Origin of the sequence: Agromyces sp. NPDC057865 (assembly GCF_042796995.1) — a bacterium.
Classification (GTDB): domain Bacteria; phylum Actinomycetota; class Actinomycetes; order Actinomycetales; family Microbacteriaceae; genus Agromyces.
Genome location: NZ_JBHVMJ010000001.1, coordinates 1,041,690 through 1,055,790, shown reverse-complemented (window position 1 = coordinate 1,055,790; position 14,101 = coordinate 1,041,690). Strand labels below are relative to the sequence as shown.

The window sequence follows — 14,101 nt, the reverse complement described above, 5'->3', positions numbered from 1 at the left end:
GGCACCGGGCACCGGGCAGCGGGGCGGGCGGCCCGCGGGCTCACGGCGCGTAGGCGCGGAGGAAGGCGGCGGCACCGCGCTCGGCGCGCTCGACCGCGCGGGTCGCCGTCGTGGCATCCGTGTCGCTCTCGAGGTCGAAGAGCGCGCGGTCGAGTGACGGCCCGATCGCGAGGAACGCGAAGTGCTCGGCGGCGAGCTCGGGGTCGTCGATGCGCAGCAGCCCGCGCTCGCCGAATCCGCGCAGCGCGCCCGAGACGGCGGTCATCACGCGGCCGGGCGCCCGCTCGTAGTACTCCGCCGCGAACTCGGGGAAGCGGGACGCCTCGCCGATCAGCAGCCGCCGCAGCGGCACGACGCGACCGCTGAGCACGGATGCCGCGAGCTCGCGCGCGAGCGCGGTGAGCGCCGCCTCGACGTCGTCGGTCTCGGCCGCCGTCTCGCCGAACGCGAGCGAGTAGCGCTCGGCCGTCGTGATGGCCTGGTCGAGGATCGCCCGGAAGAGCTGCTCCTTGTCGTCGAAGACGTTGTAGACCGTGCGCTTCGAGACGCCGGCCTCGGCGGCGATGTCGTCGACGCTCGTGCCGGGGTAGCCACGTTGCAAGAAGACACGGGCGGCGGCCTCCATGATGAGCGCGCGGGAGCGCGTGATGCGCGGGTCCTCGTAGTCGGCCCGGTCGGTCGTCGATGGCGCGCTGTTCATCCGGACTCCGAATCTCTTGCACTCATCCGTTTACTTTTGCATTGCACGGTGTAATACTACACCCAAGAGGGCAGAACACCCTCGGATGCACCCACGACACGACGGACAGGTGAGCACGATGTCGAATACAGTCCCCTCAACTACGCCCAACGCGACCTTCGACCGCGGTCGCGCCGTCACGAAGTCGCTTCTCGGCTGGGGCGTCCTCGCCGGTCCCTTCTACCTCGTGGTCGGCCTCGCGCAGGCGCTCCTCGTGCCGGGCTTCGACCTCTCGCGGCACGCGCTGAGCCTGCTGCTCGTCGGTCCGCTCGGCTGGATCCAGGCGCTCAACCTCGTGCTCAGCGGGCTCATGGTGCTCGCCGCGGCCCTCGGGTTCGCGCGGCTGCTGCCGGGCGGTCGCGGGGTCGCCGCCGGCGTGCTGCTCGGCCTCTACGGCGTGAGCCTCTTCGGCGCGGCGCTGTTCCCGCCCGACCCGATGGGCGGCTTCCCGCCCGGTGGCACGGATGCCGCGACGGCGTCGGTCAGCGGCCTCCTCCACCTCGTGGCGGGCGCGATCGGGTTCGTGAGCCTCGCCGCGGCCGCGATCGTCGTCGGCGGCTGGTTCCGCCGCGAGGGCCGGCGCGGTGCCGCGATCACGTCGTACGTCGCCGCCGCCGTGATCGTGCTCGGCTTCCTCGGCGGTGCCGCGCTCGCCATGGTGCCCGCGGGCGTCGCACTGCTGTGGCTCGCCGTCGTCGTCGGGTGGGCGTGGCTCGCGATCGCCTCGCTCACGGCCTATCGCATGGCGCCCAGCCCCGTCCTGTGAGCCCTGATCGCGCGCATGATTGCGCTCTCAGCGATATCCGCCGGACGGATGATGTCGGAGGGTAGGGGTTCGATGCAGACTAGCGGGTGCGATGCCGATCGGGGGTTCGGCGTCGCGCCTCGCAGGCCCCCTCGCATCGCCCGCCATCCACCCCGTTTCCTCCCGGAGAACCATGCTCGGCAAACTCTTGATCCGCTATCTCAGACCATACGGGTGGCTGCTGCTCGGCGTGCTGGTGTTCCAGCTCATCGCGGCGCTCGCCTCCCTCTACCTGCCCAGCCTCAACGCCGACATCATCGACGAGGGCGTGAGCAAGGGCGACACCGAGTTCATCTGGTCGACGGGCGCGTTCATGCTCGCGATCTCGCTCGGCCAGATCACGGCGGCCATCATCGCGACCTACTTCGCGGCCAAGGCGGCGATGAAGCTCGGCCGCGACATCCGCAACGACGTCTTCGACAAGGTCAGCGGGTTCTCCGAGCGCGAGGTGTCGCAGTTCGGCCCCGGCTCGCTGATCACCCGCAACACGAACGACGTGCAGCAGGTGCAGATGCTCGCCATGATGGGCGCGACCATGCTCGTGCAGGCGCCGCTGCTCGCCATCGGCGGCATCATCATGGCGCTGCGTCAAGACGTCGGGCTGAGCTGGCTCATCTGGACGTCGGTGCTGATCATCCTGGTCGTCGCGGGGGTCGTCATCATCCGCATGGTGCCGCTGTTCCGCTCGTACCAGAAGAAGCTCGACAACGTGAACCGCATCCTGCGCGAGCAGCTCACGGGCATCCGCGTGGTGCGGGCGTTTGTGCGCGAGCGCATCGAGGAGCAGCGCTTCCGCGGGGCGAACACCGACATCATGGACGTCGGCCGCCGCGTCGGCACGCTGTTCATCACGCTCTTCCCGCTGTTCATGCTCGTGCTCAACGTCACGGTCGTTGCGGTGCTCTGGTTCGGCGCGATCGAGGTGAACGAGGGCGACGTGCTGATCGGCACGCTCTTCGCCTTCATGCAGTACGTCGGCATCATCCTCGGCGGGGTGCTCATGGCCGCGTTCATGACGATCATGATCCCGCGCGCGGCGGTCTCCGCCGAGCGCATCGGCGAGGTACTCGACAACAAGGCGACGCTCGCCCGCCCCGAGAACCCCGTCTCGACCTTCCCCGAGGTCGGCACGATCGAGTTCCGCGACGTCGTGTTCCAGTACCCGGGCGCCGAGCACCCGGTGCTCGAGGGCATCTCGTTCCGCGCGAACCGCGGCGAGACCGTCGCCGTCGTCGGCTCGACCGGCGCCGGCAAGACCACGCTCGTGTCGCTCATCCCCCGGCTGTTCGACGTCACAGGCGGCTCCGTGCTCGTGAACGGCGTCGACGTGCGCGAGGCCGACCTCGACCGGCTGTGGAAGACGATCGGCCTCGTGCCGCAGCGTCCCTTCCTGTTCAACGGCACGATCGCCTCGAACCTCCGGTTCGGCCGCGAGGATGCCACGGACGCCGAGCTGTGGGAGGCCCTCTCCATCGCCCAGGGCGCCGACTTCGTCGCCGACAAGGAGGGCGGCCTCGACGGGCGCATCGCGCAGGGCGGCACCAACGTGTCCGGCGGACAGCGCCAGCGCCTCGCCATCGCGCGGGCGATCGTGCACCAGCCCGACATCCTCGTGTTCGACGACTCGTTCTCGGCGCTCGACCTCACCACCGACGCGCGGCTGAGGCAGGCGTTGTGGCGCGAGTTGCCCAACGTGACCAAGATCGTGGTCGCCCAGCGCGTGTCGACCATCACCGACGCCGACCGCATCATCGTGCTCGATGACGGCGGCATGGTGGGCATCGGCACGCACGAAGAACTGCTCGAGACCTGCGAGACGTATCGCCAGATCGTCGAGTCGCAGCTGGCGGCGGGAGCACGGGCATGAGCGCGGACATGAAGAACGAGGGCCGCGGACGCGGCCGTGGCCGCCGCGGTGCACCCGTGGTCGAGCCCGAGCTGACCGAAGAGGAGCGGATCGAGGCCGAGCTCGCCGAGCAGGCCCGCCTCAATTCCGGCGACTGGGACAGCGTGAAGCCCGGCAAGGCGCAGGACTTCGGCAAGAGCTTCCGGCGGATGCTCGGACTGCTCGCGCCGTGGAAGTGGTCGTTCGCGTTCGTCTCGCTGCTCGGCGCCATCGGCGTCGTGCTCACGGTGATCGCGCCGAAGGTGCTCGCCGAGGCGACGAACATCATCTTCGAGGGCTTCATCTCACTGCAGCTGCCTGCGGGCCTGACCCAGGAGCAGGTCGTCGAGGGGCTCCGCGCCTCCGGTCAGGACGACCTCGCCAACATCGTGGGCGCAGCGACGCTGACGCCGGGTGAGGGCATCGACTTCGTGCGCCTCAGCCAGGTCATCATCGTCGTGCTGATGCTGTACGTGGTGGCCTCCGTGCTCTCGTGGATCCAGGGCTACGTCATCAACGTGATCATGGTGAAGGCCATGTTCCGGCTCCGTGAAGACGTCGAGGCCAAGGTCAACCGCCTGCCGCTGAGCTACTTCGACCGGATGCAGCGCGGCGAGCTGATCTCGCGCGTGACGAACGACATCGACAACATCACCCAGACGATGCAGCAGTCGCTTTCCAGCGCGCTCACGAGCATCCTCACGGTGGTCGGCGTGCTCGTCATGATGTTCTCGATCTCGTGGCAGCTCTCGCTGGTCGCGCTGGTGGCACTGCCCCTCATGGGCGTGATCTTCGGCGTGATCGGCCCGAAGTCGCAGGCCGCGTTCGGCATCCAGTGGAAGAAGGTCGGCCGCCTCAACGCACGCGTCGAGGAGTCCTTCTCGGGCCACGCGCTCGTCAAGGTCTTCGGTCGCGAGGAGGACTCGAGCCAGAAGTTCCGGGCCGAAAACGAGGAGCTCTACGCGGCCTCGTTCAAGGCGCAGTTCCTCTCGGGCATCATCATGCCCGGCATGATGTTCGTCGGGAACCTGACGTACGTCGGCATCGCGGTGCTCGGCGGCCTGATGGTCGCGAACGGGCAGCTGCGGCTCGGCGACGTGCAGGCGTTCATCCAGTACTCGCAGCAGTTCACGCAGCCGCTGTCGCAGCTCGGCGGCATGGCCGCGGTCGTCCAGTCGGGCACCGCGTCGGCCGAGCGCGTCTTCGAGCTGCTCGACGCCGACGAGCAGGACCCCGACGCCGCCGACGCGCCCGCGCCGGTCGAGGGCGACGGCACGATCGAGTTCCAGAACGTCTCGTTCTCGTACACGCCCGACCGGCCGCTCATCAGCGACCTGTCGTTCCGGGTCGAGCCCGGGCAGACGGTCGCGATCGTCGGCCCGACGGGGGCCGGCAAGACGACGCTCGTGAACCTCATCATGCGGTTCTACGAGCTCGACGGCGGCCGCATCCTGCTCGACGGACAGGACATCGCCGAGCTCACCCGGCACGACGTCCGCGCCCGCACCGGCATGGTCCTGCAGGACCCGTGGCTGTTCGCCGGCACGATCCGCGAGAACATCCGGTACGGCCGCGAGACCGCGACCGACGACGAGATCATCGCCGCCGCGAAGGCGACGTACGTCGATCGGTTCGTGCACTCGCTGCCCGAGGGGTACGAGACCGTGCTCGACGAGGAGGCCTCGAACGTGTCGGCGGGCGAGAAGCAGCTCATCACGATCGCCCGCGCGTTCGTGTCGCAGCCCTCGGTGCTGATCCTCGACGAGGCGACGTCCTCGGTCGACACCCGCACCGAGCTGCTGCTGCAGCACGCGATGGCGGCGCTGCGCCAGGGCCGCACCTCGTTCGTGATCGCCCACCGCCTCTCGACTATCCGCGACGCCGACCTCATCCTCGTGATGGAGCACGGCGACATCGTCGAGCAGGGCAGCCACGAACAGCTCATCGCGAGGCAGGGCGCGTACTGGCGCCTCTACAACTCGCAGTTCGAGCAGGCCGCGACCGACCTCGACGCCGAGCTGGCGGCCGAGCAGTCGAACAAGGCGCCCGCCCAGACGACCCGCCCCCTCGAGGACATCATCGAGGAGAAGGTCGACGCGGTGGCCGCCGAGGGCGACCTCTAGGCTGCGCCGGCAGGCCGCAGCGCCTGCTCACCGCAACCTGACGAAGGGCCGGGGCGACATCGTCGCCCCGGCCCTTCGTCGTCGGCCCTTCGCGGTCGTCGTCCCCGCTCTCAGCGCCGGCATCACCCGTCGGCCATGTTCCGGCCTTCTCGACGGTCGCCGCTGCCATCGTTGTCGCTGCCAACGTCGCCGCTGCCACCGTTGTCGCGCCCAAGCGGAGGAGGATATCTCTTTGCAGAATCAGTAAATCCGTCGACTTGTCGATCAGTTGATTTGTCGCCGAGCAGACCTGTCATCCCCGATCTATCGCCAAATTGACTCGTCGACGGGATTTCGTCGCTCAGTAGATTTGTCGCTCCGTCGACTTGTGGCCCCGAGGACTTGTCGCTCCATGGAGTTGTCGCTACGCGGACTTGTCGCTCCGTGGACTTGTCGTCCGGTTGATTTGTTGCTCAGTCGACCTTGTCGCCGAGTAGACGGGTTTACCGATTCTGCGGAGTGATACTCCCGCCCGCCTCAAAGACGATGGCGGTGACGACCCGTCCTCCACACAGCGTGCGCGTGAAGCGGTCCCGTCGATGAGGAACGACGTCGCGCCTGGCGCCCGGCGTGTGGAGGTAGCGTGCGGACATGGCCGGCAAGATCACCCGACTCGTACGAGTCGACCTGGAGACGGACCGACTGATCGCCGACACGGCCCGTCTTCAACGGCGGTTCAAGAAGGACGTCGTGGCGTCCGCGATCGGCGCCTACGTCGAAGCGCATCGCGAAGAACTCGATCTCGCGCTCGACCACACCGCGCATCGCATCGATGCCGCTGCCGATCCGCACGAACGCGATCCACGCACCGGCCTGACGCGGGCCGAGCGCGCCGAGCTCTTCGGCCGGCTGGACTGAACCCGGGGCGTTCAGCACGATGGCACCTGCCGTCCACAGCCGTCAGGGGCACGCCCGCAGCGCGGTTAGGCTGGAAGGGCGGCGCGCGGATGCCGCCGCGGCACCGATCCCCCTGAAGGCCCAGTGACGATTCTCCCCACGCCCGCGCGCCCGTGGCGCATGTGGCTGGTGTGGACCGTCGGCGTCGCAGCCTACGTGCTCTCGGTCACGAACCGGACCTCGCTCTCGTCGGTCGGCGTCGACGCCGCCGTCCGGTTCGACGCGGACGCCTCGACGCTGTCGATGTTCGCGGTCATCCAGCTCGCAGTGTACGGCGCGATGCAGATCCCGGTCGGCCTGCTGCTCGACCGCTTCGGCGCCCGCCCGATCGTGACCGCCGGCATGGTGCTCATGGCGCTCGGCCAGCTCGTGATGGCATTCGCGTCCGACGTGGGCATCGGCATCCTCGCCCGCGTGCTCATCGGCGCCGGCGACGCGGCCGTCTTCCCGAGCGTGCTGCGCCTCATCGCCGTGTGGTTCCCCGACCGGCAGGCGCCCGTGCTCGTGCAGTTCACGGGGCTCATCGGCCAGTTCGGGCAGATCATCTCGATTCTCCCGCTCGCCGCGCTCCTGCACGCGACCTCGTGGAGCATCGCCTTCGGCAGCCTCGCCGGACTCGGCGTCCTGTTCTCGATCCTCACGTTCACGATCATCCGGAACCATCCGCCCGATCGGGACGCCGACGTCGCCGTCGATACGGAGACCGGCGCCATCCGGGTCGTGACGAGCGCCGCCGATCTTCGCGAGGGCTTCCGCGAGTCGTGGGCGCACCCCGCGACCCGGCTCGCCTTCTGGTCGCACTTCGCGACGCCCTTCGCCGGCACCGCGTTCGTGATGCTGTGGGGCTTCCCGTTCCTCACCGCCGGCGAGGGCCTGTCGCCCGCGGTGGCGTCGCTCGTCGTCACGTCCTTCGTGATCTTCGGCATCCTCGTCGGCCCGGTCATCGGAGCGCTGTCGAGCCGGCACCCGATGCGCCGGTCGCGCATGCTCGTGCTGCCGACGATCGCGATCCAGGCGGTCGCATGGCTCTCGGTCATCCTGTGGCCCGGACCCGCCCCGATCTGGCTCCTCTTCCTGCTCACGGCCGCCCTCGGCACCGGCGGACCGGCATCGATGATCGCGTTCGACCACGCCCGCACGTTCAACCCGAGCCACCGGCTCAGCACCGCGACCGGCATCGTGAACGGCGGCGGGTTCCTGGCCGGTCTCCTCGCCATCCTGTTCATCGGCATCGCGATGGACGTGCAGGGCGCCGGCACGCCCGCCACCTACTCGCTCGAGGCGTTCCGCATCGCGTTCCTCACGCAGGTGCCGCTCTGGGCGCTCGGCGCGGGCATGATCATCTGGGAACGCAAGCGCACGCGCGTCCACATCGGACTCGACGAGCCGCGCTCACGTCGCCGCGACCGCTGGGGCCGCCTCGGGCGCTGACCCGCCCTCGACATCGGGCATCGATGACGGATGCCGCGCCGGCGACCTATCCCACCTCCGGCCCGCCCGAAATCCCGCGGTCGGGGCACTCCCCTTCGTGGCATCCGCGGCGTTACTCTGGCCACAGTCGGCACGACGTCCCTGGGGGTCTTGTGAGCATCGAAGTCCAGAGCACCACTACCGAGGCGGAGGAACACGGCGTCGAATGGTGGGCCCTCGCCCCCGACGCCGCCGTGACCGAGGCGAAGGCCGACGGTGCACGCGGCCTGACCGCGACCGAGGTCGAGACGCGCCGCGCCGAGTTCGGCCCCAACGCCCTGCAGAGCGCGCCACCACCGAGCGTGTGGCGGATCGCGCTGAGCCAGGTGCTCGAGCTCATGACGCTCATGCTCATCGCGGTGACGATCGTCTCGCTGCTCATCCAGCAGTTCACGACGGCGATCATCGTGGCGATCCTGGTGCTGTTCAACGTGATCACGGGCACGCGGCAGGAGGTGAAGGCGCGGCGCAGCGTCGACGCGCTGGCCAAGCTGCAGACGCCCCAGGCCCGCGTGATCCGCGACGGCAGCCTGTCGCAGGTCGATGCCACGCAGCTCGTGCCCGGCGACATCGTGGAGCTCGAGTCGGGCGACCTCGTGCCGGCCGACGGACGCATCCTGCGCTCGGCGAACCTCGAGACGCAGGAGTCCGCGCTCACCGGCGAATCCCTTCCGATCCCGAAGGGGCCGGCGGAGAACACGGCCGAGACGGCCCTCGCCGACCGCACGTCGATGGTGTTCCAGAACACGTCGGTCACTCGCGGAACCGCACGCATCGTCGTGGTCGAGACCGGGATGCGGACCCAGATGGGCCGCATCGCCTCGCTGCTCACGCAGGTCGGCGACAAGAAGTCGCCACTGCAGCTCGAGCTCGACAGCCTCACGAAGGTGCTCGGCATCATCGCGTGGAGCGCGGTGCTCGTCATCGTCCTGATCGGCTTCGCGCGCGGACAGAGCCTCGACGAGCTGCTGTTCCTCGCGACGGCCGTGGCGATCTCGGCGATCCCGACGGGCCTGCCGGTGTTCGTGCAGAGCCTGCTCTCGTGGGGTGCCTCGAAGCTCGCCAAGGAGCGCGCGATCGTCGCATCGCTCAACGACGTCGAGACGCTCGGCGCGACGAGCGCGATCTGCTCCGACAAGACCGGCACGCTGACGCTCAACCAGATGACGGTGCGCACCGCGTGGGCGGGCGGCAACACCTACCGCGTGACGGGCCAGGGGTACTCGTTCGACGGACGCGTGCTCGGCACGACCGACGAGCCGCTCGACGCGCCGACGCTCGGGCTCGCGATCGGCCTGCCGAACGACGCGACGGTCTCGAACGAGGGCGACGTCGTCGGCGACCCGACCGAGGCCGCCCTCATCGTGCTCGCCGCCAAGCTCGGCGTCGACGCCGATGACGCCCGCCGCGAGTACCCGCGGCTCGCCGAGGTGCCGTTCGACTCCGACTACAAGTTCATGGCGACGCTGCAGCGGATCCCGGTCCGCGGCGAGAAGCAACTCGTGCTGCTCGTGAAGGGCGCCCCCGACGTGGTGCTCGGCCGATGCACGACAATGCTCGGCGAGGACCGGGAAGTGGTGCCCGTGGCATCCGATTCGGCGACCGCAGAGCTCGAGCGCATGTCGGCGACCGGACTGCGGACGCTCGCGTTCGCGGCGCGTTTCATCGACGACGCCGACGAGGGCAAGGTCGCGGCCGACGCGATGTCGTGGGTCGACGAGCTCGTGCTCATCGGCATCGTCGGCATCGTCGACCCGCTGCGCCCCGAGGCGAAGGTCGCCGTCGAGGTGGCGCACGCCGCCGGCATCGACGTCCGCATGATCACCGGCGATCACGCCGTCACGGCCGGCGCCATCGGCGCCGAGCTCGGGCTCGGAGCCGGTGCCGTCAGCGGCGCCGACCTCAAGCAGATGAGCGACGAGGAGCTCTCGCGCCGTCTGCCCGACCTGCACGTGTTCGGTCGCGTGACGCCCGACGACAAGCTGCGGCTCGTCGGACTCCTCCAGGCCAAGGGCAACATCGTCGCCATGACCGGCGACGCCGTCAACGACGCGGCGGCGATCAAGCAGGCGAACATCGGCGTGGCGATGGGCTCGGGCTCCGAGGTCACGAAGCAGGCGGCGAAGCTCGTGCTCACCGACGACAACTTCGCGACGCTCGTGCACGCGGTCGAGCTCGGCCGCATCGTCTACTCGAAGATCACCGCGTACCTCCGGTTCCAGATGACGCAGCTGCTCAGCCTGATCATGCTGTTCCTCGCGGCGAGCGCGTTCTCGATCGCGGAGGGCGTCGCGCTGTTCCCCGCACAGGTGCTGTTCATCAACTTCTTCGTGGCGCTGTTCGCGGTGCTCGCGATCGCCGCCGACGCGAACCCGCCCGGCATCATGAACCACCCGCCGCGCGATCCGCGTATCGGCGTCGTGAACCCCGTCTCGCTCGTCGAGTGGCTCGTGTACGGCGCGGTCATCTTCCTCATCGCACTGGTCCCGCTCGTCTGGGGACCCGACGAGCCGAGCCCGAGCCAGCCGACCGCGTCGATGACCATGGCCTACGTCGTGCTCGGCCTCGCGACGGTGCTGAGTGCGCTGCTGATGCGCCGCACACCCGAGTCGGGCCTGCTGCCTCCGATCTGGGCCGTGACGAAGATCCTCATCTGGCCGGTCATCCTCATCGTCGCGTCGACCGAGGTCGGACTGCTGCAGCGGGCACTCGGCACGGTGTCGCTCACCGGCTGGCAGTGGCTCGAGTGCATCGGCCTGACGCTGATCCTGCTCGTCGTGGTCGAGGGCGACAAGTGGATCCGCCGTCGCCGCGCGGCGAACCGGCAGCCCGGGCGCCGGGTCGCGACGGCGGTCGCCCCGCGCTGACCCTAGCCGTCGAGCAGCTCCCGGAGGTCGGCGGCCGTGAGCGCCTCCGCGGCGCGCAGGTCGGCCGGGGCAGGCGGAGACGCGGCTCCGCCCGGCGCATCCGCGTCGCCGTCACGCGGGCCTGCGGCATCCGCACGCGCATCGAGGATCGACGCGACCAGCTCACCCTTGCGCGCCTTCAGTGCCATGACCTTCTCCTCGATCGTGCCCTGCGCGACGAGCCGGTAGACCATGACCTGCTTCGCCTGTCCGATGCGGTGCGCGCGGTCGACGGCCTGGGCCTCGCTCGCCGGGTTCCACCACGGGTCGAGCAGGAACACGTAGTCCGCCTCGGTGAGGTTCAGGCCGAAGCCGCCCGCCTTCAGGCTGATCAGGAACACGGATGCCTCGCCCGCCCGGAACCGCGCGATCTCGGCGTCGCGGCGGCGCACCGGCGTCGACCCGTCCAGGTAGGCGTAGGAGATGCCCGCGGCATCCAGTCGCGCCTTCGCCCGCCCGAGGAACGAGGTGAACTGGCTGAACACCAGCGCTCGATGCCCCTCGGCGAGCACGTCGTCGAGCTGCTCGAACAGCGCGTCGAGCTTGGCCGACGGGTAGCCGGCGTACCGCTCCTCGTCGATGAGCGCGGCGTCGAGCGCGAGCATTCGCAGCAGCGTGAGCGATCGGTAGACGATGAACCGCTGGCGGTCGAGGTCGTCGACGAGTCCGAGGAGCTTCTGCCGCTCGCGCTGCAGGGTCGCGTCGTAGAGGCGCCGATGCTTCGGAGCGAGCTCGACCGCGAGCAGTTGCTCCTGCTTCGGGGGCAGCTCGGGCGCGACGAGCTCCTTGGAGCGGCGCAGGATGAGCGGCCGGATGCGCCGCCGCAGCCGTTCGCGTCGCTCGGCATTGCCGTCCTGCTCGATCGGGCGGCGATAGGTCTCGTCGAACGCGCGCCGCGACGGGAACAGGCCGGGCGCGACGATCCGCAGGATCGCCCACAGCTCCCCCACGTGGTTCTCGATCGGCGTGCCGGTCATCGCGAGCCGGAACGGCGCACGGATGCCGCGGGCGGCTTCGTGCACCTTCGTCGCCGAGTTCTTCACGAACTGCGCCTCGTCGAGCACGAGCCCGCTCCACTCGAGCGCGGCGAAGGCATCGGCCTCGAGTCGCAGCACCGCGTAGGTCGTGACGACGACGTCGGCGGATGCCGCGGCCTCCGCGATGCGGCCACGACGCCGCGCCTCGGTCGCGGTGACGGTGGCGACTCGGAGGTCCGGCGTGAAGCGCGACGCCTCGCGCACCCAGTTGGAGGCGACGGAGGTGGGGGCGACGACGAGGAACGGGGGCGCGGCGGTTGCCGTCGGTGGTCGAGTAGCCACCGAAGGAGGCGTATCGAGACCCTGTCGGGTCGCCAGGTTTCGAGACGCGTCCGGCTCCGCCGGGCGCTCCTCAACCACCGGAACCGGCTCCGCCGGGCCCTCCTCGACCGCCGAGTTGCGCGCATGCTGAATGAGCGCGAGCGCCTGCGCCGTCTTGCCGAGCCCCATGTCGTCGGCGAGCACGCCGCCGAGCCGATTCGCCCACAGGAACGCCAGCCAGCGGAATCCCGCGAGCTGGTAGGGCCGCAGCGGCAGTGCCAACCCCTCGGGCGGCGGCAACTCCTCGACGCCTCCGTGCGAGAGTCCCTCAACGATGCGACGCCACGCCACGGCGGGCTCGGCCTCGTGCGCGAGGTCCTCGAAGTCGGCCCAGAGCCCTGCGCGACTGCGGTGGATCGGCAGCGTGCCGGTCTCCCACTCGGCGACCGTGCCGGCCTCCTCGATGAGCTCGCGGAGGGGATCGAAGAGCGGATCCGCAAGCGACAGGTACGTCTTGTCGACGAGCAGCAGTCGCCGCCGCCCTTTCGCGAGCGCGGTGAAGAGCCGCTGGAACGGCACCGGGCGACCGTCGACGGTGAGCTGCACCCCGAGGTCGAACCAGTCGGCCTTGAGCGACTCGACCGCCGTGACCGTGAGCCGCGGCTCGCCCTCGGCTCGGCGGTAGTCGGGCCGGATACCGCGCACGTCGATGCGCAGCGGCCCGCGTTCGGCGAGGCGCTCGAGTCGCGGCATCCGCTCGACCGTGAACTCGGCCGCGTCGGCGCCGCGGAGGAGCACCGCCTCGAGCGGCACCCAGCCGAGCGCGTCGACGACCCGCGCGAGCAGGTCGTCGTCGAGGTCGGGGTCGTCGGCGGATGTCGCGACCGACGCGTCGACCGGGGTCCTGCGCCCGTCGGCGTGCTCCCACCGCCAGGCGAGTCGGAGCAGATCGCCCGGCTCATGCCGTGCGTCGAGCACGAGCGTCGCGGGCGGTGCCACCGGCGGCGTGAAGCTGTCGTCGCGGCTCACGATCGCGATCGACCGCGCGAGCCGGTGGACGTGCCCGCGCGCGAACTCGGGAACCTCCGCGGCCGGCACGCGCACGGCGAGGCCTCCCTCGAGCGCAGACACCTCGGCCGGCCCGAGCGGTGCCTCCAGCGGCGCGACGTCGAGCACCCCGGCGTCGAAGTCGAAGCGGTAGAGCCCATGCTCGCCGATGCGACGCACGTGCTGGACCGAGCGAAGGTCGTCGGCCGCGCCGAACCGCACGATCGGCTCGAGCATCAGGTCGCCGACGTCGTCGATCGTCGCATCGAGCGCCACGGATGCCGCGTCGTGCACGACCACCGCGGGCGCCGCCGTCGACCCGGCGAGCGCGATGCCGAGCCGCCGCGCCTCGGCGAGCAGCGCCCACAGCAGCGGACTCTCGAACTCGTCGAGCGAGATCCACTCGGACCCGGAGGGCTGGTACACCCCGGTCGACCCGCCCTTCAGCAGCGCGAACTGGCCGAACCACCGCGACTGCGCGTGGTCGAACCCGCCCGCGCTCGCCTGGTAGGCGATGTTCTGCCAGGTGAGGCCGGACTTGACCCAGCGCCCGCGTGCGCCGGCCGTGACCGGGCGCACCGCGAGCCGGTCGACGGATGCCGCGCGCCGGGCGGGCTCGTCGCGTCGCCCCTGCCACTCTCCCGGCCGACGCGGCACGTCGCGGCGCAGCTCGAACTGGAGCGCCAGGGGACGCGGCGCCGCGGCCGGTCGGCCAGCGTGCGGGGCCGCCGATGCGGCATCCGTCGTCTCGGAGAACTCGGGCAGGTCGGTCGGCGCGACCGTGAATGAGGCGATCGCACGACGCCAGTCGGGCGCCCGCTTGCCGTGCGCACCGGGGCGGGACGCGGGCTCGGCGGGCATGGTTCCATGCTCGCACGCAGCGCCGACACCG

Annotated in this window: 8 protein-coding genes; 6 read left to right on the top strand and 2 right to left on the bottom strand. The window is 70.3% G+C overall.

Annotation, left to right across the window (positions count from 1 at the left end; genetic code table 11):
* Nucleotides 1–40 precede the first annotated feature (40 nt).
* Entirely contained in the window at nt 41–700 is a 660-nt protein-coding gene (locus ACFVN5_RS04910) for a TetR/AcrR family transcriptional regulator (protein WP_376953663.1), read from the bottom strand.
* A gap of 118 nt (nt 701–818) precedes the next feature.
* On the opposite strand from ACFVN5_RS04910, the gene ACFVN5_RS04905 reads away from it, so the two are divergent.
* The 6 genes from ACFVN5_RS04905 to ACFVN5_RS04880 all read left to right on the top strand — a co-directional run bounded on the left by ACFVN5_RS04905 (nt 819) and on the right by ACFVN5_RS04880 (nt 10,825).
* Complete coding sequence (locus tag ACFVN5_RS04905; protein WP_376953662.1) at nt 819–1,505, top strand: DUF998 domain-containing protein; 687 nt, start codon at nt 819–821, stop codon at nt 1,503–1,505.
* Between the two features lie 172 nt (nt 1,506–1,677).
* Nucleotides 1,678–3,411 carry an ABC transporter ATP-binding protein gene (locus ACFVN5_RS04900; protein WP_376953660.1) on the top strand — a complete coding sequence of 578 codons (1,734 nt, stop codon included), beginning with the start codon at nt 1,678–1,680 and terminating at the stop codon, nt 3,409–3,411.
* Nucleotides 3,408–5,552 carry an ABC transporter ATP-binding protein gene (locus ACFVN5_RS04895; protein ID WP_376953659.1) on the top strand — a complete coding sequence of 715 codons (2,145 nt, stop codon included), beginning with the start codon at nt 3,408–3,410 and terminating at the stop codon, nt 5,550–5,552. The genes ACFVN5_RS04900 and ACFVN5_RS04895 overlap by 4 nt, the downstream gene beginning before the upstream one ends.
* Before the next feature lie 630 nt (nt 5,553–6,182).
* Nucleotides 6,183–6,449, top strand: coding sequence for a hypothetical protein (locus ACFVN5_RS04890; RefSeq protein ID WP_376953658.1), 267 nt, complete (start codon nt 6,183–6,185; stop codon nt 6,447–6,449).
* Nucleotides 6,450–6,608: 159 nt separating this feature from the next.
* Nucleotides 6,609–7,919, top strand: coding sequence for a nitrate/nitrite transporter (locus ACFVN5_RS04885; protein ID WP_376954316.1), 1,311 nt, complete (start codon nt 6,609–6,611; stop codon nt 7,917–7,919).
* A gap of 152 nt (nt 7,920–8,071) precedes the next feature.
* Nucleotides 8,072–10,825: a cation-translocating P-type ATPase gene (locus tag ACFVN5_RS04880; RefSeq protein WP_376953657.1), complete on the top strand. Its 2,754-nt coding sequence runs from the start codon at nt 8,072–8,074 to the stop codon at nt 10,823–10,825.
* A 2-nt stretch (nt 10,826–10,827) separates the two neighbouring features.
* On the opposite strand, the gene ACFVN5_RS04875 is transcribed toward ACFVN5_RS04880, so the two are convergent.
* On the bottom strand, nt 10,828–14,070 hold the full coding sequence (locus ACFVN5_RS04875; protein ID WP_376953655.1) for a DEAD/DEAH box helicase: 3,243 nt from the start codon (nt 14,068–14,070) through the stop codon (nt 10,828–10,830).
* Between the last annotated feature and the right edge of the window lie 31 nt (nt 14,071–14,101).